The organism is Curtobacterium sp. MCBD17_026 (genome assembly GCF_003234895.2).
Lineage (GTDB): Bacteria > Actinomycetota > Actinomycetes > Actinomycetales > Microbacteriaceae > Curtobacterium > Curtobacterium flaccumfaciens.
In genome coordinates this window covers 2,653,174-2,678,448 of record NZ_CP126281.1, presented here as the reverse complement: position 1 = coordinate 2,678,448, position 25,275 = coordinate 2,653,174, and the positions used below count along the sequence as shown (strand labels likewise).

Here is a 25,275-nt window from a genome sequence, read left to right as displayed (position 1 = left end):
CGGGTGATCGAGTCCTCCGTGGTCGTGCGTCCTGCGACCCCGGACGAGACCGACACCTGCATCGACCTGTGGGCCGCGGCCGTGGCCGCGCGTGACGGCGCCGCCGAGGACCCGGCGGTGCGGGAGCGTGCGCGGCAGAAGTTCGCCGCGGAGCACGTCGCCTGGTTGGTGGCTCCCGGCCCGGACGGTGCGGTCGACGGCTTCGTGCTCGTGACGGCGCCCGGCACCGGGCGGTCGACGGACCCGGCGGACGCCGCCTACCTGTCGTTGCTCGCGGTGCGCCCAGGGGTGCAGGCCCGCGGGGTCGGACGGTCGCTGCTGTCCGAGGCGGTGCACGATGCCCGTGCTGCCGGGCACCCACGCGTCGTGCTGCACGTGCTCGGCGACAACGACCGGGCGGTGCGGCTGTACGAGGCGGGCGGCTTCGTGGCGACGGGCGACGAGTTCGCGCACGCGCTGAGCGGGGTCACCACCCGCGTGTACGTCGCGGGCTGACGCTGGCTACGCGTCCTGCCTGCGCACCGGCGTCCACGTGGGGTGGGTCGCCGAGCGCCCGTCGCCCGACGACGTGCGGGTGATCCGACGCTGCACCCACGGCAGGACGTACTCGCGGTAGTAGCGGAGTTCCTCGCCCAGGCGGGCCCGGGCGGCACCGGCGTCCGCGGGCTCGACCGGCGCGGGGCCGTCGAGGACCGCGTGCAGCGCCAGGTCCGCGACGCGCTGGTGCCCGGTGGCGTTCATGTGCAGCCGGTCGTCCGACCAGAACTCCGCACGGCCGAGGTGCGGGTCGCGCGAGACGTCGACGAACGGCAGGCCGCGGCGTCGGGCGAGCGTGCCGAGCGCTTCGGCCCAGGCGTCACCGCGGCGGTTGATGAGGGAGCCGAGGGGCAGGCGGGCGCTCGGGTCGGCCGGGCTGAGGAGCGCCAGGCGTGCCCCGGTGGCCTCGACGCGGTCGGCGGCTGCCTCGACCTGCCCGATGAGCGCGTCCACGTCGAAGCGCGGGCGCAGCAGGTCGTTCCCGCCGGCGCAGAAGGTGATCAGGGTCGGCGCCGGGTCGAGCGCGAGTGCGGCCCCGAGCTGGCCGTCGAGGACCCCGGCGAGCAGTCGGCCGCGCACCGCGAGGTTCGCGTACGAGACGTCGGCGTCCGAGGCTCCCGCCATCGCGCTCGCGAGTCGTCCGGTCCAGCCGGGGAACGGAGCGGGTCCGGCGTCGCCGATGCCCTCCGAGAAGCTGTCGCCGATCGCGACGTAGCGGATGGTGTCGTGCATGCGCCCATCATCGTGCACACGCCTGTGCAGGTTCCCGGCACTCCGTGCTCACGAAGGGCTCGTCACCCCCAGCGAACCCTCACAGCACCGCCTTCGGCACCCGGTGCAGGGTGACCGCGCCGACGGCGGCGAAGGGGTGCAGCGGGTCCGGGGCGGTGGAGCCGGTCGGCCCGCCGAGCTTCGAGTCACCGACCGCGCTGAGCACCGCGTAGGCGTCCTCGGCGGTCCAGCCGTGCTCGTCGACGAGGAACGCGAAGGCGTCCTCGTACCCGCGCCGGACGCTCTCCTGCACGGGGTCGCCGAGGCCGACGAACAGCCAGTCGTCGGCGGTCTCGATGCGGGGTGCGCGGAGCACCGGGCCGCCCTTCACCAGGTCGACGGAGACGATCGCGGTGCCCTGGGCCTCGATGGCGACGAACGACGACTCGCCCTCGGCCATGAGTGCGTGGATGTCGCCGATCGACAGCAGCGCACCGGGGACCCGGACGGGCAGGGACACGCTCGAGCCGGGGCGGGCCTCGGTGACGTCCATGTTGCCGCCCTCCGGGTAGGCCGGCATGATCGTCGAGTTCTCACCCTCGGCCGGGGCCGTCCCGATGCACCCGATCATCGGCCGGACGGGGAACCGGTGCCGCTCGGACACCTGCACCGTGCCGTCCGAGATCGGGCAGCGGCGGGCGAAGACCCGGTCGCCCATCACGTGCTGCAGGGCCCCGGAGCCGGGCAGGGACACCGACCAGCCGTGCGTGGTCAGCTCGATGGCGTGGATGGTCACCACGAGGGTGTCGCCGGGTTCTGCCCCCTCGACGAACACCGGGCCGGTCACCGGGTTGATCGGCGCCTGCAGCTGCGCCATGTCGTGGTGCTGGTCGAGTTCGGCGTAGACGGCGTCGGTGGTCTCGAAGCCGATGGTCTCGCCGGTGCCGGGGCGGACCCGCAGCACGGGCTCCCGGTCGGCCGAGAACCCGGGGCGGCCGAGGGTGTTCGGCAGGAAGTGGTCCGGGGTCATCGTGCGTCCTCCGTCGTCGGTTCTGCTTCGGAGCCGACCTCGGTGGAACGGCCGGTGCGTCGGTAGTACAGGAACACGGCCGCGCCGACGATCAGCCAGATGATCCCGCCGACCTTCGCCTCGACCGCGGCGTTCAGCAGGACGTACCCGATGATCAGGAACCCGACCAGCGGCACGACCAGGTGCAGCAGCCAGTTGCGCGACTTCCCCTTGACGACGTGGTGCACGAAGACGGACACGTGCAGGAGCATGAAGCCGAACAGCGCGCCGAAGTTCACGAGCGACGAGATCGTGTCGATCTGCCCGACGAAGAACAGCACCAGGATCGCGGAGAGCACCGAGACGACGATGATCGCGTTCTGCGGCACCTGGCGCCCGTTGAGCTTGTGCAGGAACGCGGGCAGCTGACGGTCGCGGCTCATCGAGAAGAGCAGACGGCTCGTCGCGGCCTGTGCGGCCATGGCGTTCGCGATGCCGACGGCGAGCACGTTGACGGCGAAGAACGCGGTCGCCCAGCCGCTCGACGAGGCCTGCTCGACGATGGTGAAGAAGGCGTTGCCGGCCTCGCTGTCCGAGAACGAGTCCCGCCCCGCGGCCAGGGCGGATGCGAGCCAGGTCTGCAGGATGAACAGGAACGCCACGATGACGAGCGCCAGGATCATCGCCGTGCCGGCTCCGCCACGACGGCCGGTGGACTCCTCGGACAGCGTCGAGATGCCGTCGAAGCCCAGGAAGCTCAGCACCGCGATCGACAGGGCCGAGGCGATGAGCGGCGCCGACACCTTGGCCGGGTCCCAGATCTGCTCGGTGCCGAAGGACGCGTCGGGGATCGTGCCGCCGGTCAGTGCGACGATCGCGATGACGACGAAGATCGCGACGAAGACGAGCTCGATGAGCAGGAAGATGCGGTTCGCGAGCTTGAGCGAGGACACCCCCGCCAGGTTGATGACGGTGTTGATCGCGACGAACACGAGCGCCCACAGCCAGCGGGGCGTGCCCGGGAAGATGCCGACCATGCTCTCCGCGGCGAACACGTAGAGCAGCGTCGGGACGAGCAGGTAGTCGAGCAGGATCGCCCAGCCGGCGAAGAACCCGGCGGTGGGGTGGATGCCGCGGCCGACGTACGAGAACACGCTGCCGGCGAGGGGGATCGACTTCGCCATCTGCGCGTAGGCCAGGGCGGTGAAGATCATCGCGACGAGGCCGACGAGGTACACCAGCGGCACCATGCCGCTGGAGGCGTTGTAGACGGTCCCGAAGATCGCCCACGGGGCGATCGGGACCATGAAGACCAGGCCGTAGATGAGCAGGTCGGTGGTGGAGACGGAGCGCTTGAGCTCCTGCTTGTAGCCGTAGGCCTCGAGCTGCTGCTGTGCGGAGAGCTCGCTGTGCTGCTGCGACATGTCGGGTTCCGTTTCGGGTGGATGGACGGGTGCAGGGGGCGGTGCTGGGGGAAGGGGAGCGGGTGGTGTCGTCGGGAAGGCGGGTGCGGCTGTGGGGGTGGGGGACTTCGGTCTGGAGGCGCGGGGCGGGCCCGTCCCGCGCCTCCAGGGAAGGTGGTGGCCGGGTCAGGCGTCGTCGTGCGCGGCCAGGAAGGTCGCGACGACCCGGCGGAACTCCGCCGGCTGCTCCAGATGCGAGCAGTGGCTCGCGCCGGGGAAGACGTGCTGCCGGACGTCGGCGATCCGCTCGACGAACGGGGCCCACGTGGAGGGGGTGGCCTCGTCGTGCTCGCCGGCGACGACGAGCGTCGGCACGGCGATGCGGTCGAGCCGGTCGACGATGGTCCAGTCGCGCATCGTGCCGATGACGTGGAACTCGTTCGGGCCGTTCATCGTGTGGTAGACCGTCGGCTCGCGCTCCATCTGCTCCTCGGAGTCGACGAAGTCTTGCGGCATCGGGACCACGCGGCAGACGTGCCGCTCGTAGAAGACCTGCGTCGCCGCCAGGTACTCGGGGTCGTCGACGGTGCCGGCCGTCTCGTGCCGGGTCAGGGCGTCCTGCACGTCGGCGGGCAGCTGCGCGCGGAGCTCGGCGGCGCCGTCGACCCAGAGCTGCATCGACGCGGGGGAGTTGCAGATCGCCAGCGAGCGGAGGCCCGCGGGCTGCCGCACCGCGATCTCGGCACCGAGCATGCCGCCCCACGACTGCCCGAGCACGTGGTGGTCGCCGAGCCCGAGGTGCTCGACCAGGGCGGCGTACTCGTCGACGAACAGCTGCGGCTGCCAGGTGTCGACCGGGGCGTCCGGGCGGTGGCTGCTCCGGCCGCAGCCGAACTGGTCGTGGTGGACGACGGTCCGGCCGGTCTCGTCGGCCAGGGCGGCGAGGTTCCGGAGGTAGTCGTGGGCCATGCCGGGCCCGCCGTGCAGGACGACGAGGGGCAGTGCGCCGGCGACCGGGGTGTCGGGCGTGGTGACCCGGTACCAGGTCTCGCCGTCACGGAACGGCATCGTGGATTCGGTGATGCTGGACATGGGGGTCAGCATGGAGCGGAAAAAGGTCCCACGCAATACCTTTTCTGCTGCCTTAACGTGGTCGTAACACCGCGAAGGGGGTCCGTGTGTCCGATCGTGCGACCGAGACGCGCGTCGACGAGGTCGAGGACCGCCTCGTGACCGCCGTCGCCGTGGGCGAGTACCTGCCCGGCGCGAACCTGCCGCCGGAGCGCGAACTGGCCGGCCTGCTCGGCGTCGCCCGGGTCACCGTGCGGGGTGCGATCGCCCGGCTCGTCGAACGGGGGCTGCTCGAGACCCGTCGGGGCCGGGGCGGTGGCACGTTCGTCCGCACCGAGTGGCCGGACAGCTCCTCGGACGCGGTCGGGCGGGTGCTGCTCGCCCGGTGGGAGGCGATCCAGGACGCCGCCGACGCCATCGCGCTGCTGCACGGGGCGCTCGCGACCGCCGCTGCGGAACGGGTCACCCCGGACGACGCCGCCCTGATCCGTGCACGGCTCGAAGTGTTCCGCGACGCCACCTCGGGTCTCGAGAAGCAGCAGGCCGACGCCGTGCTGCACCGGACGATCATCGACGCCGCGCGGAACGACGCCCTGCGGACGGCGCTCGCCGGGTTGGAGGCGCAGATCTCCATCGCCGCTCCGGCGCACCTGTGGGGCACGGCCGAGGGCATGGCGGAGATGGAGACCCGCGCGCTCCACGAGCACGAGTCGCTGGTGGACGCGGTGTGTTCGGGGCGGGCGCCCGAGGCGGGCGTGATCGCCCGGCAGCACGTCGGGATCGACGTCGAACTGCTCGAACGGGCCGTGCGGCGGACGGGGCAGGTGCCCCGGCACTGAGGGGGCGGTCTGTCGTCAGTGCACGGCGGGTGCCGGCACCGGGTAGACGTCGTCCGGCATCGGCCACGGCGCCCACTTCGGCCGCGGCGCGTACACCAGGTACGGCTGCGGCGTCGGGTAGCTGACGAGCTCGAGAGTCGACCCCCACGGCGTGCGGGTGTACACGAACCGGTTGCCGGCACCCGCCTCGTCACCACGCAGGTCGCGCGGGTCGGAGTTCCGGGTACCGCCGGCCGCCTCGACCCGCGCGAGCGTCTCGTCCAGGTCGTCGGCGTACATCGCCAGGTGCTGCCACCCCAGGTCGGACGGGTGTGCGGCGTTCCGCTGCTCGGGCCCCAGGTACTCGAACAGCTCGAGCCCCGGCCCCTCCGGCAGCGCGAGCATCCGCATGGCCCCCTGCGCCATGGTGCTCGGGATGCCGAGGTAGCCGTGCGCCTCGGAACTGCTGTTCGGCGTCTCGTCACGACGTCGCATGTCGTACAGGACGACGGCGTCGAACGCCGCCTCGAAGAACTGCGTGGCTGCGTCGATGTCCGGCACCGTGACGCCCACGTGGTCGATCCTGATTCCCCTGCTCATGGTCGATTCGTACCACCGGCGGTCACCGCCGCTCGGGTCCGGGCGGGGTCCGTGCGGGGTCCGTGCCCATCGATGCGGCAAGCCGCAGCGCGGGTCTCCTGCCCGGTTCCGGAACGGTCGTTCCAGGACGGGGTGCGGGACACACGACCGTTACACGAGGGAAACGGCGGGAGCGAAGTCGCTCCGTAGCTTCGTGCTCAAGCACGCACCGCCCCGCTTCCCACTCCCTCGGAGGACGCCATGGCTACCGACATCGCGACACCAGTCGCCGCGCCCCACGCCCCCACCACGACCGCCGCTCCCGCCCCAGCGGGTGCCGGTGTCGTCAAGCCCGGGTACGACCCGGCGCTCACGAACGAGGACCTCGCCCCGCTGCGCGAGCAGCGCTGGACGAGCTACAACTTCTTCGCCTTCTGGATGTCCGACGTGCACTCCGTCGGCGGCTACGTCACCGCCGGGTCGCTCTTCGCCCTCGGCATCGCGAGCTGGCAGGTGCTCATCGCCCTGGTGGTCGGCATCCTCATCGTGCAGGTCTTCGCCAACCTGGTCGCCAAGCCGTCGCAGCGCACCGGTGTGCCGTACCCGGTGATCAACCGCGCGGTGTTCGGGGTGCTCGGCGCGAACGTCCCCGCCATCATCCGCGGCCTCATCGCGATGGCCTGGTACGGCGTGCAGACCTTCCTCGCCGCCCAGTCGCTGAACATCATCTTCCTCAAGTTCATCCCGGCGTCGGCGGGGCTGCTCGACCACTCGTTCCTCGGGCTGTCGGCCCTGGGGTGGATCTCCTACGCGATCCTCTGGGTGGCGCAGGGCGCGCTGTTCTGGATGGGCATGGAGGCCATCAAGCGGTTCATCGACTGGGCCGGACCGGCGGTCTACGTGGTGATGATCGCGCTCGCGGTCTACCTGGTCAGCCAGGCGGGCATCGCCAACATCTCGTTCACCCTGTCGGTCGGCGAGCCGCTGTCGTTCGGGGCATCGATCCCGGTGATGCTGTCCGCGGTCGCCCTGGTGGTCAGCTACTTCTCCGGCCCGATGCTGAACTTCGGTGACTTCTCGCGCTACGGTCGGTCGTTCCGTGCGGTCAAGCGCGGCAACTTCTGGGGGCTGCCGATCAACTTCCTGTTCTTCTCGGTCCTGACGGTGCTCTGCGCCAGTGCGACGGTGCCGGTGTTCGGCAAGCTCATCACCGACCCGATCGAGACCGTGCAGGCCATCGGCGCCCCGTTCGCGATCCTGCTCGGTGGCCTGACGTTCGTCACCGCGACCGTCGGCATCAACATCGTGGCGAACTTCATCAGCCCCGCGTTCGACTTCTCGAACGTGGCACCCCGGAAGATCTCGTGGCGGGCCGGCGGCATGATCGCCGCGGTCGGTTCGGTGCTCCTCACCCCGTGGAACTGGTACGGCAACGACCAGGCGATCCTGTACACGCTCGGGGTGCTCGGTGCGCTGATCGGTCCGCTGTTCGGCATCCTCATCGCGGGCTACTACATCGTCGGCAAGCAGCGCATCGCGGTCGACGACATGTACTCGACGAGCCGCACCGCACGGTACTGGTACCGCGGGGGGTTCAACCCGAACGCCATCTGGACCCTCGTGGTCACCGGTGCGATCTCGGTCGCGAGCGCGGTCCTGCCCCCGGCACTCGGCGTGCTGCCCTGGCTGGCGAGCTACAGCTGGTTCATCGGCTGCGGCCTGGGCCTCGTCGTCTTCTGGGCACTCGAGCGTGCCCGGCCGAGCATGCCCGTGCTCGACGCGGACGACCCCTCGGTCGACGACGGCGCGGCCGTCGGTCGCGCCTGACCAGCGGCGTCGCGGCTCGTCCTCCACAGGGCGGGTCGCGACGCTCGGTCGTCCACAGATCGCAGACCACGGCCGGGAGGCCCGCCCCGCCCCCGCCACGATGGTCACCACCCAGCCCCACCCGTTCCACCGCTCCACTCGCTCCACCGGAAGGACCCCGATGCGCATCCGCGTCGTCAACCCCAACACCACCGCGTCGATGACGCGGGCGATCGGCGTCGCGGCCGGTGCGGTCGCCGCTCCAGGCACGCTGATCGAGGCGGTCGAGCCCACGATGGGGCCGGCCTCGATCGAGAGCCACTACGAAGAGGCCCTGGCCGTGCCCGGGCTGCTCGAGCAGATCGCCCGCGGCGAGCAGGACGGCGTGGACGCGTTCGTCGTCGCCTGTTTCGGGGACCCGGGGCTCGACGCCGCGCGGGAGCTCGCGACGGTGCCGGTGATCGGGATCGCCGAGGCCGGTTTCCACGCCGCCGCGATGCTCGGCCGTCGGTTCGGGGTCGTCACCACCCTGGCGCGGACGACCGGCCGCGCGCACGAGCTCGCCCAGCGCTACGGCTTCGCCCCGCTCGTCACGGAGATCCGGGCGTGCGAGGTCCCGGTGCTCGAGCTCGACGATCCCGGGTCCGGTGCACGTGCGCTCGTGACCGAGGAGTGCCGAGCGGTGATCGACGGGGGAGCGGACGCCGTCGTGCTCGGCTGCGCGGGCATGGCTGACTTCTGCGCCGAGGTCTCGCTGGCGATCGGGGCACCGGTCGTCGACGGCGTCGCGGCGGCCACGGTCCTGGCGGAGTCGCTCGTCCGGCTCGGGTTGTCCACGGGCAAGCGCGGCGAGTACACCCTGCCGCCGGTGAAGGCGATGTCGGGGCTGCTGGCGGGCTTCGAACGCCACCCGGCGGCGGTCGCGACGGCCGGGGCGGGCGTGTGACGGGCCTCCCGGCGGGCGACACGGCAGACCTGGTCGTCCGCGCCCAGCGAGCCTGGGTCGACGGCACGTTCCGCCCGGCCGCGGTCGTCGTCCACGGCGGCCGCATCACCGGCGTCCTGCCCGTCGACGTGGTGGTCGACGCCGTGCAGGACCACACCGTGCCGGACGGGCAGGTGCTGCTCCCCGGGCTCGTCGACACGCACGTGCACGTCAACGAGCCCGGACGCACCGAGTGGGAGGGCTTTGCGTCCGCGACCCGGGCCGCTGCGATGGGCGGGGTCACCACGATCGTGGACATGCCGCTCAACTCGATCCCCGCGACGACCACGGTCGAGGCGCTCGCCGTCAAGCGTGCGAGTGCCGAGGGCCGGGTGGCGGTCGACGTCGGGTTCTGGGGTGGCGCGGTCCCCGCGAGTCTCGGGTCGCTCGACGCCCTGCACGACGCCGGCGTCTTCGGGTTCAAGTGCTTCACGGCGCCGAGCGGTGTCGACGAGTTCCCGCACCTCGACCCCGAGCAGCTCCGAGCCGCGATCGCCGAGGTCGCCCGGATCGACGCCCTGCTGATCGTGCACGCCGAAGACCCGGAGCACCTCGTGCCGCACCGGGCGCTCGGTGGCCGGTACGCCGACTTCCTGGCCACCCGGCCCGTCGCCGCCGAACGGTCCGCGATCGCGCAGGTCATCGACGGTGCGCGGGCGACCGGTGCGCGGGTGCACGTGCTGCACCTGTCCGACGCGGGCGCGCTGCCGATGCTCCGTGCCGCGAAGGACGACGGCGTCCGGATCACGGTCGAGACGTGCCCGCACTACCTGTCGTTCGAAGCGGGCACGATCCCGGACGGCGCGACCGCCTACAAGTGCTGCCCACCGATCCGTGACGACGCCAACCGCGACGCGCTGTGGGCGGGCGTGCTCGACGGCACGATCGACCTCGTCGTGTCGGACCACTCGCCCTCCACCGCCGACCTGAAGACCGACGACTGGGGTCTGGCCTGGGGCGGGGTCGCCGGCTTGCAGGTCGGGTTCCGGGCGGTCTGGACCGAGGCCGAGCGTCGCGGGATCCCGCTCGAGGCGCTGCTGCCGCTGTTCACGACCGGTCCGGCCGCCCTGGTCGGGCTGCCCGACCGCGGGGTGATCGCTCCCGGTGCCCTGGCGCACTTCGCCGTGTTCGACCCGTCCACCGAGTCCGTCGTCGACGTCGCCGGGCTCGAGCACCGCAACCGGGTGTCCGCGTTCGACGGGCTGCGCGTGCGCGGCAGCGTCATCGAGACCTGGCTCCGCGGCCGTCGCATCGCCACGGCGGCTGGCGGCGTGGCCGGCGTCGAGGGGCAGCTGGCCGGACGGCCAGTGCTCGCGGCGGAAACACCCCTGTAACGATCGTTCCGGTATCTTCGGATCAGGAACGGAAGGAACCACCATGCTCCCAGTGAACCCACCCGCCCGTCTCCTCATGGGGCCCGGTCCGATCGACGCCGACCCGCGCGTGCTCCGTGCACTGTCGACGCCGCTCGTCGGCCAGTACGACCCGTGGATGACCGCCACGATGAACGAGACGCAGGCGCTCTACCGCCGCGTGTTCGGCACCCGGAACGACGCGACGCTGCTCGTGGACGGCACCTCGCGCGCGGGGATCGAAGCGGTGCTGGTGTCACTGCTCGCCCCGGGCGACCGCGTGCTCGTGCCGGTGTTCGGCCGGTTCGGGCACCTGCTCGCCGAGATCGCCGGCCGCGCCGGTGCCGAGGTCCACACCATCGAGACCGACTGGGGCCAGGTCTTCACGCCGTCCGCGATCGAGTCGGCGGTCGCCCGCGTCCGGCCGAAGGTGCTGGCCGTCGTGCAGGGCGACACCTCGACCACGATGAACCAGCCGCTCGAAGAACTCGGTGCGATCTGCGAGCGGTACGGCGTCCTGCTGTACACCGACGCCACGGCGACGGTCGGCGGCAACCCGCTCGAGGTCGACGCCTGGGGGATCGACGCCGTGAGCGCCGGGCTGCAGAAGTGCCTGGGCGGCCCGTCCGGCAGCGCGCCCGTCACGCTGTCGCCGGAGGCCGTGGCCGTGCTCGACGAGCGGCGGAGCGTCGAGGCCGGCATCCGCGAACCCGGTGACGACGTCGCCGACGAACCGATCCGCTCGAACTACCTCGACCTCGCGATGATCCTCGACTACTGGGGTCCGCGCCGACTGAACCACCACACCGAGGCCGCGTCGATGCTCTACGCCGCCCACGAGTGCGCACGCATCCTGCTCGAGGAAGGCCGCGACGCCGTCGTCGCCCGCCACGAGACCGCCGGGCGCGCGATGCTCGCAGGGGTGCAGGCCCTCGGGCTCCCGGTCTTCGGTGACGTCGCCCACAAGATGCACAACGTCGTCGCCGTCGAGATCCCGTCCGACGTCGTCGGCGACCAGGTCCGCGGCGCGATGCTCGACGACCACGGGATCGAGATCGGCACCTCGTTCGGTCCGTTGCACGGACGGGTCTGGCGCATCGGCACCATGGGCTACAACGCCCGGAAGGACACCGTGATCACGACCCTGGCCGCCCTCGAGCACACCCTGCGTCGGGCCGGGCACGCGGTCCCGCACGGCGGCGGTGTCGATGCCGCCCTCGACGTCTTCCGCGACGACACCGCAGCGGTCGCTCGCGCCGGAGCCGAGGTGCTCGCGTGAGCGCCGTGCCCGTCCTGAACGCCACCGCCGTGGGCGCCGCGGACGCCGAGCTCGTCGCCCGCTGGTGCGACGAGCTCGCCACCCTCAGCGCCGAGCCGGGCCGCATCACCCGCGTCTACCTGTCACCCGAGCACGCCCGGGCGAACGCCCTCGTCGCGCGCTGGATGCAGGACGCCGGACTGTCCACCTGGCAGGACGCCGCCGGCAACCTGCACGGCCGGGCCGAGGGCGCGACGCCCGACGCGCCCGTGCTGCTGCTCGGCTCGCACCTGGACACCGTGGTGGACGCCGGACGGTACGACGGCGTCGTCGGGGTGCTCATGGCGATCCGCACCGCCGCACGGCTCACCGCCGCCGGCCCGCTGCCGGTCGCGCTCGAGGTCATCGCGTTCTCCGATGAAGAGGGCACGCGCTTCGGCAAGGCCCTGCTCGGTTCGTCCGCGGTCGCCGGCGTCTGGGACGACGCCTGGTGGGACCTGGCCGACGGTGACGGTGTCACGCTCCGGCAGGCCTTCACCGACTTCGGCCTCGACCCGGAGCGCGTCGGCGACGCCGCCGTCGACCCGGCATCGGTGATCGGCTACCTCGAGGCGCACATCGAGCAGGGTCCGCACCTCGAACAGGCCGGGCAGGCCCTCGGGGTCGTCACGAGCATCGCGAGCGCCCGGCGGTTCTCGGTCGAGGCGGTGGGCGAAGCCCGGCACGCCGGCGGCACCCCCTACGAGCGCCGGCACGACGCCCTGCTCGCCGCCGCCGAGGCCGCGCTCGCGGTGGAACGGATCTGCCGGGCCTCGCACCAGGTCGGCACCGTCGGGACGATGACCGTCGAACCCGGAGCCGTCAACGTCGTCCCCGGGCTCGCACGGTTCTCCGTCGACCTGCGCGGCGAGTTCGACGACGAGCGCGACGAGGTCTGGGACGAACTCACCAAGGCCTTCACGCTCATCGGTGAACGGCGCGGGGTGAGCGTCACCCCGACCGAGGTGCACCGTGCGCCCGCGGTGTTCTGCTCGCCCCGGCTCATGGACGCCGTCCGCGCCGGGATCGTCTCGACGGGCGAGACAGCGCCCATCGAGCTGTTCTCACGGGCCGGCCACGACGCGATGTCGCTCGGGCTCGTGACCGACGTGGCGATGCTGTTCCTCCGCAACCCCGACGGCATCAGCCACCACCCGGACGAGTTCGTGTCGACGCCGGACATCGCCCTCGGACTCGACGCCCTGGCCGTCGCCGTCGACCGAGTGGCCCGCGCATGAGCACCGCCGGCCCCGACGTCCGCGCCCGGATCGACTCCGTGTGGGAGCAGCTCTCACCCGCCGAACGACGGGTCGCCGCCATGGTCCGGCACGATCCGGAACTCCTGCTCGTCGGCACCTCCGCCGAACTCGCGGCCGAGTCCGGCACCTCGAAGGCAACGGTCTCGCGACTCGTGCGGTCGCTGGGGTTCCAGGACGCCGCCGAGGTCCGGCAGAACCTGATGTCCGCACGGGGCTCGGGCCTGCCGTGGGTCGCTGAGGACGCTGCCCACGTCGACCAGCGCGCGGTCGAGGCGCGCAACCTCGACGCGGCCTTCGCGTCGCTCGGCCGAGCGGACCGCCCGCGGCTCGCCCGTCGGATCGTCCGCGCCCGCCGCGTGCTCGTCCTCGGTGAACGCGGCGCGTACCCGATCGCGCTGCAACTGCGGTCCCAGCTGGCGCAGGTGCGGTCTGACGTCCGGGTCGGTCCGTCACCCGGGCAGCGGCTCGGGGAAGAGGTCGCCGACCTCGACCGGCACGACCTCGTGGTCCTGGTGACCGTGCGTCGGCACACCGCCGGGGTCGAGCGGATCGTCCGGCACTGCGTCGACTCCGGGGCGGACGTCATCGTCCTCGGCGACCCGACGGCCGCGGTCATCGCCGCCCCCGCGGCCACCGCGATCCTCTGCCCGGTCGACTCGCCGTCGGCGTTCGACTCGATGGCCGCGCTGTTCGCCGTCGTCGCCGCGATCACGAACGACGTCTACGACGCCTCGGGTCCCGGTGGCCGGGTGCGGGTCGACGCCGTCGCCGCCGCCTACGACGCGCTGGGGGAGCTCGCCGCGCCCTGATCGCCGTCCGACCCGGCGCGCAGCTCGGCGCGCAGTTCGGCGGCGAGCGAGGCGTTCCGGTCGGCGATGAGCCGCGGCATGTACCGAGCCAGCGCGAGCACCTCGGCCAGACGGCCCAGCGGGCCGAGCGGAGCGCGGAACGTGATGGTGTCGACCATGCGCGTGCCGCCGGCCGACGGCTCGAACCGGTGCTCGTGGTGGAACCGGGCGAACGGCCCACGCACCTGTTCGTCGACGAACCGGTGGGGTGCCTCCAGGTCGGTGATCCCGCTCGTCATCCGCCAGACGATCCCGAAGTGCCGCGCACGCCAGGTGACGGTCTCGCCCAGGCCGATCGTGCCGGCCGTCGTGCCGGCGACGGCGCGTTCATCGGTCGCGGCCATCGATCGCTCGTGCGCGCCGATGTCGAGCGACAGCGCGAAGGCGCGCTCCGGTGGAACAGGCAGGTCCGTCACGACCCGGAACGAGACGGTCACGACGCCGGCCAGCCCGTCGGGGTCGACCGGTCGTCGTCGTGCAACGCGGCGGCGAGCAACTGGTCGTGCCGGCTGCCGCGGTGCAGCACGCTCGACCGCGTACGTCCTTCGAATCGCAGACCGAGTCGTTGGGCGACCGCGGCCGACGCGGTGTTCGTGGCGATCGCGCGCCACTGCACCCGGACGAGACCGAGTCCCTCGGGCGGACCGGCGAAGGCCCACTGCAGCACGCGCTCGGCGGCCTCGGTCATGATGCCGGAGCCACGACCGTCCGGGTGCATGGCGTACCCGATCTCGGCGGCCCCGTCGGCGAAGGCGAACAAACCGACCGTGCCGAGCAGCCGGAGGTCGTCCGCGCGTCGGATCCCGAACTCGTACCGGCTGTCCGCCGCCCAGCCGGCCACGACGACGTCCGTGATCCAGTACCGTGCCTCGGCGTGCCCGTACGGTACCGGCACCGGGGTGTACGCGATGACGTCCGGGTCGTTGGCGTAGGCCATCACGTCCTCGGCGTCGCCGAGCTCGGGGACCGAGAGCACCAGTCGTTCGGTGCGGAGGGTGACGGGCTGCACGGGTCGAGCCTAGCCACGACGGCGCGGGCGGTAGCGTCGGGGGATGACGTTCGACGCGCTCCCGTTCCCGGTCATCGACGGCCACAACGACCTGCCCTGGGAGCGCCGGGACAGCCACGACTCCGGTGTCGAGGGCATCGACACCGAGACCGACTCGCTGCACACCGACATCCCGAAGCTCCGTGCCGGCGGCGTCGTCGGGCAGTTCTGGTCGGTGTTCGTGCCCGCGGACGACCCTGACCCCGTGCGTACGACGCTGCAGCAGGTCGACCTCGCGCACCGCATCATCGAGCGCTACCCCGACGACCTCGCGCTCGCCCGCACCGCCGCCGAGGTCCGTGCCGCCGTCGACTCCGGCCGGATCGCGTCGCTGCTCGGCGCCGAGGGCGGGCACTCGATCGGCGACGACCTCGCGGTCCTCAGGACCCTCGCCCGGCTCGGCGTCCGCTACATGACGCTCACCCACAACGACGACACCCCCTGGGCCGACTCCGCGACCGGGGAGCGGGCACACGGCGGCCTGACCGACCGCGGGCGGCAGGTCGTCGCCGAGATGGAGCGGATCGGCATGCTCGTCGACCTGTCCCACACCGCCCCGGCCACCATGCGGGACACCCTCGACGTGGCGACCCGGCCCGTCGTGTTCAGCCACTCGTCGACCGTCGCGATCGACGACCACCCGCGGAACGTGCCCGACGACGTGCTCGCCCGGCTGGCCGACAACGGCGGCGTGGTGATGATCACCTTCGTGCCGAAGTTCGTGTCGCGGGCGTGGGCGGACTGGGAGGAGTCGGGCATGTCCGGCGAACCGCCCCTGGTCACGGTGTCGGACGTCGCCGACCACGTCGAGCACGCGCGCGACGTCGCCGGTGTGGCGCACCTGGGCCTCGGCGGTGACTACGACGGCACCCCGGTGCTGCCGCCGGACCTGCGGGACGTGTCGCGGTACCCGGTGCTCGCGGCGGAGCTCGTCCGGCGCGGCTGGGGCGAGTCGGACCTGCACGCGCTGGCCGGCGGCAACGTACTGCGGGTTCTGGAAGCGACCGACGAGCGGTTCGCCCGGACGGCGTTCGTGCGCTGACGCGGTGGGGCGAACGCCTCGCATCCGCCGTGCACACCGAGTGATGGACAGGGCCGCCGACGGCGTGGAGGCGCGACTCGCGTCCCGCGCGCAGGCGCCGTCACGGACAGGACCGCCTGGGGTCCGGTCGCTAGGATCGGGCGCACACCGCGCCTCCAGGAAGAGCGATGCGCGACCTGAGCTGCGAAGGACGGACCGGATGAGCGGCACCATCTACGAGAACATCTCCCAGGCGTTCGGCAACACCCCCCTCGTCAAGCTGAACCGGCTGCCGAAGGCGGGCGGGGCCGAGGTGCTCGCGAAGCTCGAGTTCTACAACCCGGGCGCCAGCGTCAAGGACCGCCTGGGCGTCGCGATCATCGACGCCGCCGAGGCCTCCGGCGCGCTGCAGGCCGGCGGCACCATCGTCGAGGGGTCGTCCGGCAACACCGGCATCGCCCTCGCCCTGGTCGGCGCCGCACGTGGCTACCGGGTCGTCATCACGATGCCCGAGACGATGAGTGTCGAGCGCCGCGCGGTGATCCGTGCGTACGGTGCCGAGATCGTCCTGACCCCCGGGCCCGAGGGCATGAAGGGTGCGGTCGCCAAGGCCGAGTCGATCGTCGCGGAGACCCCGGGCGCGATCCTCGCCCACCAGTTCGAGACGGCTGCGAACGCTGAGATCCACCGGAAGACCACGGCGGAGGAGATCCTGCGCGACACCGAGGAACACGTCGACGTGTTCGTCGCGGGTGTCGGCACCGGCGGCACGATCACCGGTGTCGGGCAGGTGCTGAAGGAGCGAGTGCCCGGCGTGCAGATCGTCGCCGTCGAGCCGAAGGACTCGCCCCTGCTCTCCGAGGGCAAGGCGGGTCCGCACAAGATCCAGGGCATCGGCGCGAACTTCGTCCCCGAGGTCCTCGACCAGAGTGTCATCGACGAGGTGTTCGACGTCGAACTCGACGACGCGCTCCGGGTCGCCCGCGCCCTGGCGACGCAGGAGGGCATCCTGTCCGGTATCTCGTCCGGCGCGATCATCCACGCTGCCCTCGAGATCGCGGCACGCCCCGAGAACGTCGGCAAGCGGGTCGTCGCCATCGTGTGCGACACCGGAGAGCGCTACCTGTCGACGGTGCTCTTCGAGGGGCTCACTGCGTGAGTCGTCCCCTCCGACGAGGCGTGCTGCGGACCATCCGTGAGGACTTGTCCGCAGCACGCCGAGGTGACCCCGCTGCCCGGGGCGACCTGGAGAACGCGATCGTCTACTCCGGGTTGCACGCCATCTGGACGTACCGGGTGACCCACCGCCTCTGGCACGCCCAGGGGTTGCCCGGGTCCCGGTTCGCGGCCCGCCTGCTCGGGCAGGTCGCGAGGTCGGTCACCGGCATCGAGATCCACCCGGGGGCCCGCATCGGCCGTCGGTTCTTCATCGACCACGGCATGGGCGTCGTCATCGGGGAGACCGCGGTGATCGGAGACGACGTGCTCGTGTTCCACGGAGTGACCCTCGGCGGGCGCGGGGGCGACCACGGGCCGGGGGCTCGACGGCACCCGGTGGTGGGGGACCGCGTGGTGCTCGGCGCCGGGTCGTCGTTGATCGGGGCGATCACGATCGGTCCGGACTCCGTCGTCGGTGCCAACACCGTGGTGACGAAGGACGTACCGGCGGGGTCGGTCGTCACCGGCGTCGCCGGGACTCCGCGTCCCCGGTCCGGGCACGAGGGCGTCCCGACGCTCTGAGCGCGTCGCCCAGCGCCGCGCCGGGCGCACACCGGGCGTGGCAGGCCGCAGGACACCGGTGTTCGCGCGTCGCAACGCGGTGTGCGGGTGTTCAGGGCGCGACCACCGGTGTCGTGCAGGTGTCACCGAGCGCCAGCGAGCGTCAGCTCTTCTCGCAGGCGATGCCGTCCTTGTCGCGGTCGAGCTTGACGTTCGCCTTGTACAGGGCGTCGTCCTTCTTCACCGTGCCCTTGAGCGCGCGCGAGGTGGTCTTGCCGCCGGAGACGACCTTGTTGCTCGTGACGGACTTCTTGGCGATGCCGCCGGAGTACACCTTCTGCACCGCTGAGCAGTTGGCGTAGGACTTCGGCGCTGCCTGCGCGGTCGAGGTCCCGCCGACGACGACGGTGGTCGCGAGGACAGCGGTGGCGGCGGCGATGCCGAGGGTACGGATGATGCGCACGGGTTCCCCCTGGAACTGGTGGTGGTCGCGCGAGCGACCGCCGCGTCGGGTACGCGGCGTGGTGATCCTACGACGTGACCGAGGCGCACGACCCGCCCCCGAACGGGTGCGCTGTCGGCGGCCTGCGCCATGCTGGTCCCATGGACGGCCAGCAGCTGCACGAGATCGCGAGCCGCACGGCCCTGGGGCTGCCGGCTGCCGTCGAGACCCAGCCGTTCGGCGAGGGCTCGCTCGTCTACAAGGTCGTCGGCAAGATGTTCGTGATGATCAGCGAGGTCCGAGGCACCCCGATCGTTAACCTCAAGTGCGCACCACCGCACGGTGCCGCGCTCGTTCGCGACCTCGCCGAGATCACGCCCGGGTGGCACATGAACAAGCGGCACTGGATCACGCTGACACCGGGCGATGGCATCGACGAGACCCTGGTCGAGGACCTCGTGGCGAACGCCTACGACCTGGTGGTCGCCGGGCTGCCTGCGGCGAAGCGTCCGATCGACCCGTCGCGCGGCGTGCTGCCGGGCTGACCGGGCGCAAGGGGCTCGAAGGGCTCGACGGGCTCGACGGGCTCAGGCCCGCGCGGCGACCTTCGACAGGTCCTGGACGACCTTCGGTGCCAGCCGCTCACCCGAATCGAGCACGGCCCGTGCACGCTCGGGCGACAGGTCGCTGAAGATCTCGCCGATGGTCACCCCGTGGTCGGGCCGGTGGGTCACCTCGATCGGGTCGCCCGCCGCGACCGAGCCGGACTTGACCACGCGGAAGTACGCCCCCGGCCGCCCCTCGTCGGCGAACCGCTTCACCCACCTGTCGATCCCCATCCGCCGGGCGAAGGTGCCGCAGGGCGTGCGGGGGATCGTGACTTCGAGCACGAGGGTCTCGCCGATCCGCCAGCGTTCCCCGGTCACGGCCCCGGTGACGTCGATGCCGCTGGTGCGGAGGTTCTCGCCGAACAGGCCCGGCGTGACCTCGCGGTCGAGCAGGTCGGCGAAGTACGCGGCGTCCTCGTCGGCGTAGGCGTACACGGCCTGGTCCACACCGCCGTGGTACTTGCGGTTCGCCTGCACGTCGGCGCGCAGGCCGAGGGGTCGGACCCGGACGCTGCCGGTGACCGGGCGCTTGTCGATCGCGGTGACGCCGATTATGCCGGAGTCCGGCAGCAGGCGGTCGACGCGGCAGACGGCGGTGACGAGCGACATGGAGCCACTCTGGCGCACCCGGGTCGGTGCGCCAAACCCCGACCGGCAGCTGGTGCTGATGTGTGACGAAACGGGTGCGACGCACGTCCCATCGTCGACCACACCACGAGGAGACGACATGACCCGCACCGTCGCAGTCCCCAGGAACGCCCCCGCGCACGTGCTCGCCCTGGCGCGTGTCCGGTCGCTCACCGCCCGGCCGGTCGGACCGCTCAAGGTCGTGCCGGCCCACCGGCGCACCCAGCCGTTCTCCATCCACCACCAGTAGAAGGAACGCGTGCACCACCAGTCCCTCGCCGAGCTCGACGACGCGGTCCTCGCCGGCCGGTCGTCCGACGGTGACGTCCGGGCCTTCGAGGTCCTGATCCGTCGCCACACCCCGCTGCTCCGCGCCTACGCTCGTCGGACCCTCGGTTCCACCGATGAACTCGACGACGTCGTGCAGGAGACCTTCATCACCGCCTGGGACCGCCTCGACAGCCTCGAGGACCTCGCGCGGGTGAAGTCCTGGTTGATGCGCATCCTCAGCCGGAAGTGCCTGGACCGCATCCGCGCACGTCGCATCCACGACGACGTCACCGAGCTCGAGGTCGCCGCGCCCGCCGACGACGCACCCGACCGGGTCGCCGAGGCTCGCTCCCGCGAGGACGCGGTGGAACGTGCGCTGGCCGAACTGCCCGAAGCCCAACGACGGTGCTGGATCATGAAGGAGGTGCTCGAGTACCGGTACGACGAGATCGCCGCCGAACTCGACCTGCCACCGTCGACGGTCCGGGGACTGCTGTCCCGAGCGAGGAAGAACATGATCCGACTCATGGAGGGATGGCGATGACCGACCACGACGGCATCCGACCGGACCTGCCCGACAGCCCCGAAGCACTCGACTCCCTGGAGCCGGGTGACCTGGACGGACACTCGATCGACGAGCTCGCCGACTACCTCGACGCGGGCATGCAGCCGGCCGACCCGAGCATCGACGACTCGCCCGCCTGCCAGAACGCCCTCGCCGCGATCATCCGCGTCCGCCACGCCTCGCTCCGCTCGCTCGAGGCGGCTGCGCGCGACGAGGCCCCGGCCGACGAGTCCTGGATCACCGGCGTCCTGGCGAACATCTCGATCGAGTCCCGCTCCGGACGCGACGTCCCGCTCCGCCCGCTGTCCGAGACGGAGCGCCCCGTGATGACCGAGGGCGCCATCCGCTCCCTCATCCGCCGCACCGGCGACGAGGTCCCCGGGGTGCTCGTGGCCCGGTGCCAGCTGGACGGTGACGTCACCGAGCTGGCATCCCCGATCCGGGTGCTCGTGGAGATCGCGATCGCCGCCGGTCCGTCGATCCCCGCGACCGCCGAGCTGGTCCGCACCGCCGTGGCCGGTGCCCTGGCCGAGCAGACCGACCTGCTCGTCGAGGCGATCGACGTCGTCGTCCGCGACCTCCTGCCGGACCCCGAGCCCGGCACCGACCCGGAGGAGGCCCGATGAGCGCCACCGACGAGACCCTCGCCGCGATCGAGTCCGCAGTCCTGCAGGTCCCGGGCGTCGACGACCTCTACCGTTCCCGCCCGACGGTCGCGAGTGCGGTCCATGCGGTCCGCAGCATCGCGACGAACACCGGCCCGCTCCGGGTCGTCGTGGACGACGACGCCCTGCGCGTCGTCATCGGCACCGATGGCTTCCGCCCGGCCCCCGAGGTCGCCCGCGCCGTCCACGACGTCGCCCTGGCGACCGCCGCAGCCCACGGCCTGGCGCTCAGCCGCGTCGACGTCCGCGTCGCCCGGGTGGGTTGACCGCGACCACGAAGCGGACGGGAGGCCCGTGGCGGATCCGCCACGGGCCTCCCGTCCGTCTGCCGGTCGCCTTCGCGACCCGCGCCGATCAGTAGAAGTTGTTCGCCTGCGAGTGCCCCCACGCTGCGCACGGGGTGCCGTACGCCGAGCTGATGTACTGCAGACCCCAGGTGATCTGGGTGGTGGCGTTGGTGCGCCAGTCGGCGGCGATCGTGGCCATCTTCGAGCCGGGGAGCGCCTGCGGGATGCCGGTCGCGCCGCCGTTCGCGTTGACGGCCTGGTAGTTCCAGCCGGACTCCTTGGTCCACAGGTTGTCCAGGCACTGGAACTGGTCGGCACCCCAGCCGTACTTCGACGACGCGAGCGAGGTCGCCGTGGCCTTGGCGCCGGCGACGGTGTTGCCGGCGGCGAGCTTCCGGGCGGCCTCCGCTGCCTCGGCGGCCGCCTGCCGCTCGGCTGCGGCCTTCGCTGCGGCTGCGGCCTTCGCGTCGACGTCCCGCTTGTCCTGCGTGGCGCTCGCCTGCGCGACGTCGGTGGTCGACGCGACCGTCGTCGAGATCCGGTTCGTCAGCGCAGCGCCGGACAGGTCCGGGTAGTCGCTCAGCGCGTCGACGCGCTGTTCGAGCGCCGAGGTGTCGACCCTGTCGTTCGCGGTCTGCATGACGGTCTTCGCCGTGGTGATCGTGGCGGCTGCCTGGGCGCGGTCGAGCGCGGTGCCGCGCAGGGCGGGCTGTGCGGTCGCCGAGGCGCTCGCGGTGCCGGTGGGCATGCCGAGGGCCTCGCCGATGGCGGGCTGCGTGCCGACGGTCAGCGCGCCTCCGGCGACGGCGAGGACCGCGGCGCCGCCGGCGATCAGCGTCGCGCGGTGCCGTAGGGCCCGGCGCATCCGGCGGTTGGGGGTGTTCAGGGCCTCACGTCGGGTCGAGGCGGTGGTGGTGGGGAGCTCAGGGGTGTGTCGCATCGGTTCCGCAGGTCGGCGGCTCGGTGGGGGAGGGACTCCTGCTCGCGCGAACGAGGTCGTGCGGGCACGCCGGAGGCTGGCGGTGTCGGTGACACCGTCGGCGACGACGAGGAGTCCTCGAGCCGGTGAGGATCGGACGGTGGTGTGGGGCCCGTCCGTCCGCCGGGAGCAGCCGTGGGGTGGCCGCGATCAGGCGGAGCCGACACCATGACCGGTCAGACTGGGCAGCGCGTTCAGGAACGCTGGCAGAACGGTCCGTCCACCGCTTGGTAACGGTTCGGTAACGGTCGTGCGCGGTCTAGAAGGTGTGAGGTTCCTGGGCGTGCTCGCCCTGGGCGACGCGCTCGAGCGCGGCCAGGGCTCCGGCGATCGCCTGGACGTCCGACTCGTCGAGCTCGGCGATGAGTTCGGCGACGATCCCGGTGCGGTTCGCGCGGGCCTGCTCGACCGCTTCGATGCCCTCCGGCGTGGCCGTCACCATGAACGCCCGGCCGTCGCGCGGGTCGGCCTCGCGCTGGATGAAGCCGCGCTGCTCGAGCTCGGTCAGGATGCGGGTCATCGTGGGCTTCGTGACCACCTCGATCCGCGACAGGTCGCCGGGGCGCAGGGGTCCGTGCCGTTGGATCGACGCGAGCGCCGACACGATGCCGTACCCGAGCGAGGCCGAGTCGGTACGGGCCCGTCGGTTGATCCGACCGACCGCGGCGGCCAGGCGTGCGGCGACCTCGGTACGGTCCGTCGGGCGGGGGTTCATGTGCTGCTCCGGGTGCCTGGTTCAGGTGGTCGCCAGCGATGCTATCGGTCCGCGCGGCCCTGGGACTGGGAGCGTCACGCGCGTGCCCGAGCCACCGGCCGGGAGGCCCGTGGAACGTCGACCGCCCGCCTCGCGTCGGCGAGACGGGCGGTTCCTGTACGCGGGTACAGGTGAGCTCAGTGCTTCTCGCCCGGCAGCTGGTGGATCGCCTCGGTCGCGAGCTCGGCCGCGACGTTGTCGCCGGACTCGGTCGCCGCCCGGAGTCGTCGGAAGTCCTCGGTCATCCGGTCCCAGTCGACCAGCTCGTCGAGGTTGGGCAGACGCAACCGGAACGCCAGGCCGTCCATCGTGTCGCGGCAGACGCGCTGCAGGTTCTCGTTGCCGCACTCGGCGACGTACAGGGCGAAGACGTCGAGGGCGTCGTGGTTGACGGCGGCGACCTCGTGGGCCTCGAGCTCGGTGATCGTCTTGTCGAGCTGCGCGAGGATCTTCTTCCGGCCTGCCGACCCCAGGCGCGGGACCGCGAGTCGGACGACGCCGCCGAACAGCACGCCGAGGGTCTGCATCGCCTCGACGACCTCGGTCGGGTCCGGCGTGGTGACGCGGGTGTACCGGTTCGGGGCCATCTCGATCAGGCCGGCGCGGGACAGCTGGCTGAGGGCTTCGCGGATCGGCGTGCGGGAGACGCCGAGCCAGGCGATGAGCTCGTCGTCGTTCAGGCGTTCCCCGGGCAGGAGCGTGCCGTCCATGATCGCGTCGTGGATCTTGTGGCGGACGGTGTCACGGAGCAGCTGGTGCTCGGTCGGGGCGCTGCGGGGGACCGGCATGCGTTCTCCTTCGGGGGCGGTGGCGTCGGGGCGCCGGGCGAACGGGCACGGTCGACATCGCACGTGCTCGCATCACCGTACCTGATATGACAACGGCGTTCCGATCGGCTCAGCGCGTGTCAGCGTCGACGTGTCAGGTGCCGGTCATGCGCGTCACTCGTGTCCGGAGCGTTCACCGAGCAGGCGGAGCGTGGCCGGGTCCTCGGCGCCGTCGTACCAGCGGTCGAGCACGGCGAAGAACGGCCGCGGGTCGGCGGCGACCCGGGCGAAGAGCGTCATCGACGACCGGAGCTTCACCGCGTCGATACCCCCGAGCAGGGCGTCGGCGGAGTGGGCGGGGGCGTGGTGTGCGACGTCGGTCGCCGCGAGCAGGCGGGGACCGAGCACCGGGTGTGCCAGGTAGGCGCGGGCTTCGTCCGCGCCGGTGATCGCGTAGCGCACAGCCGTGGCGCTCCGGCCCAGGCCGGCCAGCTGCGGGAACACGAACCACATCCAGTGCGACGACTTCCGGCCCCGACGGAGTTCGTCGAGCGCGACGTCGTGGACACCCTGCTGGGCCCGGACGAAGCGGTCGAGGTCGAACGGGTCGTCGGCCTGTGCGTCGGTCGGTGCGTCCGTCACCGCACGACCCCGCCCCAGCCGTACAGGACGGTCGTGCCGTCGACCACGAGCAGGGAGTCCGGCGCCCGGTCGAACAACCCCGGCATGCCGACGGCGTCGGGCAGGTCGCCCTCGAGTCGGTCGAGCGTGGCCGAACGGGTGGTGAGCACCGGGTGCTGCCGCTGCCAGAACAGGGTCTGCGCCAGGTACCGCGCGTGGATGCCGGCGCGGGTGGTGAGCTCCGCGGCCAGCGGGGTGTCGACGGCCTCGCCGGCGGTCACCCGCACCGAGGCCGCGTGCTTCGGCCGCGCCGCACCGGTCGGGCGTTCCTGCCGGAGCGACCGCGCCCACCGCACCGGGTGCAGTGCGCGGGTCGGGTGCCGGACGGATCGGTGCGCCACCGCGTCACCACGGCGACGGGAACCTGCGTGCGCGAACGTGTACGGCACGCCGAGCAGCGCGTGCGCGGCGACGATGGCGGGCACGTTCGCGGTGTCGACCGTGCGGTAGGTCACCCCGCGCCGCCCCTGGTCGTCCACCGTGAGCACCTCGATCGTGACCTCGGTCATGGTGCCGAGCCGCCCGGCGGACGGGAACGGCGGCACCCGGGTCTCCCGGAACACGTACGCCGACAGCCCCACCCAGGCGCTGCCGTCGACCACGTCCGGACGGGTCCCACGGGGGACGAGCCGCTGCAGCGACGCCGGGTCGTGCCGCCAGTGCGCGAACACGATGTCCTCCCAGGCGTGCTGGGTGACCGGGCGGTGCAGCAACGGCACCGCCGCGCGCGTCCACGACGGCTCGGTCACGGCTTCGGTGCGTGCCGACCGACGCGCACGCCCCACAGCACCAACGGGGCCTGCAGCGGGAGCCGCAGCACCGAGACCAGCCGCGCCGCCCGGCTCGAGCGGGGGTGGTCGAGGAGGTCGTTCGCCATCTTCACGTTGGCCGGGAACACCGCCGCGAACAGCGCCGCGGCTGCCCACCCCGAGGCACGGCGGGTCGCGGGGAACGCCAGCCCGGCGGCGATGCCGAGCTCGGCCACGCCGGACGCCAGCGTGGTCAGCCGCGGGGGCAGCGGGTCCGGCACGATCCGGTCGTACCCGCGGGGGCGCAGGAAGTGGGTGACACCGGCAGCGCCGAGGATCACCGCCAGGAGGGTGGCCGTGCGGTTGGCACGGCGGACCCGCTCACGTCGTCGCATGCGCCCCATCGTGCTCGCCGGTC

General features: G+C 72.3%; 31 protein-coding genes. 16 read left to right on the top strand and 15 right to left on the bottom strand.

The window, feature by feature from the left end:
* The first annotated feature begins 3 nt into the window (after nucleotides 1–3).
* Complete coding sequence (locus tag DEI85_RS12710; protein ID WP_110862263.1) at nucleotides 4–495, top strand: GNAT family N-acetyltransferase; 492 nt, start codon at nucleotides 4–6, stop codon at nucleotides 493–495.
* A 6-nt stretch (nucleotides 496–501) separates the two neighbouring features.
* Here the strand turns inward: DEI85_RS12710 and DEI85_RS12705 are convergent, their stop codons facing one another.
* The 4 genes from DEI85_RS12705 to DEI85_RS12690 form a co-directional block, all read right to left on the bottom strand.
* Complete coding sequence (locus DEI85_RS12705; protein ID WP_258369953.1) at nucleotides 502–1,269, bottom strand: SGNH/GDSL hydrolase family protein; 768 nt, start codon at nucleotides 1,267–1,269, stop codon at nucleotides 502–504.
* Between the two features lie 79 nt (nucleotides 1,270–1,348).
* Entirely contained in the window at nucleotides 1,349–2,278 is a 930-nt protein-coding gene (locus DEI85_RS12700) for an acetamidase/formamidase family protein (protein WP_110862262.1), read from the bottom strand.
* Nucleotides 2,275–3,681 (bottom strand): APC family permease, encoded by a 1,407-nt coding sequence (locus DEI85_RS12695; RefSeq protein ID WP_071405068.1) that lies wholly within the window; start codon nucleotides 3,679–3,681, stop codon nucleotides 2,275–2,277. Before DEI85_RS12695 ends, DEI85_RS12700 begins: the two co-directional genes overlap by 4 nt.
* Before the next feature lie 165 nt (nucleotides 3,682–3,846).
* Entirely contained in the window at nucleotides 3,847–4,752 is a 906-nt protein-coding gene (locus tag DEI85_RS12690) for a proline iminopeptidase-family hydrolase (RefSeq protein ID WP_258369979.1), read from the bottom strand.
* Between the two features lie 86 nt (nucleotides 4,753–4,838).
* On the opposite strand from DEI85_RS12690, the gene DEI85_RS12685 reads away from it, so the two are divergent.
* Complete coding sequence (locus tag DEI85_RS12685) at nucleotides 4,839–5,570, top strand: FadR/GntR family transcriptional regulator (protein ID WP_110862513.1); 732 nt, start codon at nucleotides 4,839–4,841, stop codon at nucleotides 5,568–5,570.
* 15 nt (nucleotides 5,571–5,585) lie between these two features.
* Here the strand turns inward: DEI85_RS12685 and DEI85_RS12680 are convergent, their stop codons facing one another.
* The gene (locus DEI85_RS12680) at nucleotides 5,586–6,149 is read right to left on the bottom strand and encodes a VOC family protein (RefSeq protein WP_035808811.1); all 564 of its coding nucleotides are present in this window, start codon (nucleotides 6,147–6,149) and stop codon (nucleotides 5,586–5,588) included.
* A gap of 240 nt (nucleotides 6,150–6,389) precedes the next feature.
* Between DEI85_RS12680 and DEI85_RS12675 the strand changes: the two genes are divergently transcribed.
* The 6 genes from DEI85_RS12675 (at nucleotide 6,390) to DEI85_RS12650 (ending at nucleotide 13,636) form a co-directional block, all read left to right on the top strand.
* Entirely contained in the window at nucleotides 6,390–7,955 is a 1,566-nt protein-coding gene (locus DEI85_RS12675) for an NCS1 family nucleobase:cation symporter-1 (RefSeq protein ID WP_111124443.1), read from the top strand.
* A 160-nt stretch (nucleotides 7,956–8,115) separates the two neighbouring features.
* Complete coding sequence (locus tag DEI85_RS12670; RefSeq protein ID WP_111124137.1) at nucleotides 8,116–8,880, top strand: aspartate/glutamate racemase family protein; 765 nt, start codon at nucleotides 8,116–8,118, stop codon at nucleotides 8,878–8,880.
* Nucleotides 8,877–10,253, top strand: coding sequence for an allantoinase AllB (gene allB / locus DEI85_RS12665; RefSeq protein ID WP_111124136.1), 1,377 nt, complete (start codon nucleotides 8,877–8,879; stop codon nucleotides 10,251–10,253). The genes DEI85_RS12670 and allB overlap by 4 nt, the downstream gene beginning before the upstream one ends.
* 43 nt (nucleotides 10,254–10,296) lie before the next feature.
* Nucleotides 10,297–11,550 carry a pyridoxal-phosphate-dependent aminotransferase family protein gene (locus DEI85_RS12660; RefSeq protein ID WP_111124135.1) on the top strand — a complete coding sequence of 418 codons (1,254 nt, stop codon included), beginning with the start codon at nucleotides 10,297–10,299 and terminating at the stop codon, nucleotides 11,548–11,550.
* The gene (locus DEI85_RS12655; protein ID WP_111124134.1) at nucleotides 11,547–12,806 is read left to right on the top strand and encodes an allantoate amidohydrolase; all 1,260 of its coding nucleotides are present in this window, start codon (nucleotides 11,547–11,549) and stop codon (nucleotides 12,804–12,806) included. Before DEI85_RS12660 ends, DEI85_RS12655 begins: the two co-directional genes overlap by 4 nt.
* Nucleotides 12,803–13,636, top strand: coding sequence for a MurR/RpiR family transcriptional regulator (locus DEI85_RS12650; protein ID WP_027466258.1), 834 nt, complete (start codon nucleotides 12,803–12,805; stop codon nucleotides 13,634–13,636). The genes DEI85_RS12655 and DEI85_RS12650 overlap by 4 nt, the downstream gene beginning before the upstream one ends.
* Here DEI85_RS12650 and DEI85_RS12645 read toward each other — a convergent pair.
* Both DEI85_RS12645 and DEI85_RS12640 read right to left on the bottom strand, forming a co-directional pair.
* Entirely contained in the window at nucleotides 13,603–14,112 is a 510-nt protein-coding gene (locus tag DEI85_RS12645) for an SRPBCC family protein (RefSeq protein WP_111124133.1), read from the bottom strand. The two genes, DEI85_RS12650 and DEI85_RS12645, sit on opposite strands and share 34 nt — an antisense overlap.
* The gene (locus DEI85_RS12640; RefSeq protein WP_111124132.1) at nucleotides 14,109–14,684 is read right to left on the bottom strand and encodes a GNAT family N-acetyltransferase; all 576 of its coding nucleotides are present in this window, start codon (nucleotides 14,682–14,684) and stop codon (nucleotides 14,109–14,111) included. Before DEI85_RS12640 ends, DEI85_RS12645 begins: the two co-directional genes overlap by 4 nt.
* 43 nt (nucleotides 14,685–14,727) lie before the next feature.
* Between DEI85_RS12640 and DEI85_RS12635 the strand changes: the two genes are divergently transcribed.
* The 3 genes from DEI85_RS12635 to epsC all read left to right on the top strand — a co-directional run bounded on the left by DEI85_RS12635 (nucleotide 14,728) and on the right by epsC (nucleotide 17,484).
* Nucleotides 14,728–15,765 (top strand): dipeptidase, encoded by a 1,038-nt coding sequence (locus DEI85_RS12635; RefSeq protein ID WP_111124131.1) that lies wholly within the window; start codon nucleotides 14,728–14,730, stop codon nucleotides 15,763–15,765.
* Nucleotides 15,766–15,964: 199 nt separating this feature from the next.
* The gene (gene cysK, locus DEI85_RS12630; RefSeq protein ID WP_111124130.1) at nucleotides 15,965–16,903 is read left to right on the top strand and encodes a cysteine synthase A; all 939 of its coding nucleotides are present in this window, start codon (nucleotides 15,965–15,967) and stop codon (nucleotides 16,901–16,903) included.
* Entirely contained in the window at nucleotides 16,900–17,484 is a 585-nt protein-coding gene (epsC, locus tag DEI85_RS12625) for a serine O-acetyltransferase EpsC (RefSeq protein ID WP_258376390.1), read from the top strand. The genes cysK and epsC overlap by 4 nt, the downstream gene beginning before the upstream one ends.
* Before the next feature lie 142 nt (nucleotides 17,485–17,626).
* Here epsC and DEI85_RS12620 read toward each other — a convergent pair whose 3' ends face one another.
* Nucleotides 17,627–17,926 (bottom strand): excalibur calcium-binding domain-containing protein, encoded by a 300-nt coding sequence (locus tag DEI85_RS12620; protein ID WP_220032965.1) that lies wholly within the window; start codon nucleotides 17,924–17,926, stop codon nucleotides 17,627–17,629.
* A 140-nt stretch (nucleotides 17,927–18,066) separates the two neighbouring features.
* Between DEI85_RS12620 and DEI85_RS12615 the strand changes: the two genes are divergently transcribed.
* Nucleotides 18,067–18,450 (top strand): MmcQ/YjbR family DNA-binding protein, encoded by a 384-nt coding sequence (locus tag DEI85_RS12615; RefSeq protein WP_110862502.1) that lies wholly within the window; start codon nucleotides 18,067–18,069, stop codon nucleotides 18,448–18,450.
* Between the two features lie 42 nt (nucleotides 18,451–18,492).
* Here the strand turns inward: DEI85_RS12615 and DEI85_RS12610 are convergent, their stop codons facing one another.
* A complete protein-coding gene (locus tag DEI85_RS12610; RefSeq protein ID WP_258369977.1) occupies nucleotides 18,493–19,122 on the bottom strand; it encodes an MOSC domain-containing protein in 630 nt (209 codons plus the stop codon).
* Nucleotides 19,123–19,240: 118 nt separating this feature from the next.
* On the opposite strand from DEI85_RS12610, the gene DEI85_RS12605 reads away from it, so the two are divergent.
* The 4 genes from DEI85_RS12605 to DEI85_RS12590 are packed head-to-tail and all read left to right on the top strand — an operon-like array spanning nucleotide 19,241 to nucleotide 20,906.
* Entirely contained in the window at nucleotides 19,241–19,390 is a 150-nt protein-coding gene (locus tag DEI85_RS12605) for a hypothetical protein (RefSeq protein ID WP_181420165.1), read from the top strand.
* Nucleotides 19,391–19,399: 9 nt separating this feature from the next.
* Nucleotides 19,400–19,954 (top strand): RNA polymerase sigma factor, encoded by a 555-nt coding sequence (locus DEI85_RS12600; RefSeq protein WP_110862500.1) that lies wholly within the window; start codon nucleotides 19,400–19,402, stop codon nucleotides 19,952–19,954.
* A complete protein-coding gene (locus tag DEI85_RS12595; RefSeq protein ID WP_146244806.1) occupies nucleotides 19,951–20,601 on the top strand; it encodes an Asp23/Gls24 family envelope stress response protein in 651 nt (216 codons plus the stop codon). Before DEI85_RS12600 ends, DEI85_RS12595 begins: the two co-directional genes overlap by 4 nt.
* On the top strand, nucleotides 20,598–20,906 hold the full coding sequence (locus DEI85_RS12590; RefSeq protein WP_110862498.1) for a hypothetical protein: 309 nt from the start codon (nucleotides 20,598–20,600) through the stop codon (nucleotides 20,904–20,906). The genes DEI85_RS12595 and DEI85_RS12590 overlap by 4 nt, the downstream gene beginning before the upstream one ends.
* A gap of 88 nt (nucleotides 20,907–20,994) precedes the next feature.
* Here the strand turns inward: DEI85_RS12590 and DEI85_RS12585 are convergent, their stop codons facing one another.
* The 6 genes from DEI85_RS12585 to DEI85_RS12560 form a co-directional block, all read right to left on the bottom strand.
* Nucleotides 20,995–21,867 carry an aggregation-promoting factor C-terminal-like domain-containing protein gene (locus DEI85_RS12585; protein WP_111124127.1) on the bottom strand — a complete coding sequence of 291 codons (873 nt, stop codon included), beginning with the start codon at nucleotides 21,865–21,867 and terminating at the stop codon, nucleotides 20,995–20,997.
* Between the two features lie 298 nt (nucleotides 21,868–22,165).
* Nucleotides 22,166–22,621, bottom strand: coding sequence for a MarR family winged helix-turn-helix transcriptional regulator (locus DEI85_RS12580; protein ID WP_027466277.1), 456 nt, complete (start codon nucleotides 22,619–22,621; stop codon nucleotides 22,166–22,168).
* Nucleotides 22,622–22,797: 176 nt separating this feature from the next.
* Complete coding sequence (locus tag DEI85_RS12575) at nucleotides 22,798–23,448, bottom strand: GntR family transcriptional regulator (protein ID WP_110862496.1); 651 nt, start codon at nucleotides 23,446–23,448, stop codon at nucleotides 22,798–22,800.
* A gap of 153 nt (nucleotides 23,449–23,601) precedes the next feature.
* Entirely contained in the window at nucleotides 23,602–24,069 is a 468-nt protein-coding gene (locus DEI85_RS12570; RefSeq protein WP_111124126.1) for a DUF1810 domain-containing protein, read from the bottom strand.
* A complete protein-coding gene (locus DEI85_RS12565) occupies nucleotides 24,066–24,857 on the bottom strand; it encodes a YqjF family protein (protein ID WP_181436428.1) in 792 nt (263 codons plus the stop codon). The genes DEI85_RS12570 and DEI85_RS12565 overlap by 4 nt, the downstream gene beginning before the upstream one ends.
* On the bottom strand, nucleotides 24,854–25,252 hold the full coding sequence (locus tag DEI85_RS12560) for a DoxX family protein (protein WP_111124124.1): 399 nt from the start codon (nucleotides 25,250–25,252) through the stop codon (nucleotides 24,854–24,856). Before DEI85_RS12560 ends, DEI85_RS12565 begins: the two co-directional genes overlap by 4 nt.
* Nucleotides 25,253–25,275: the final 23 nt, after the last annotated feature.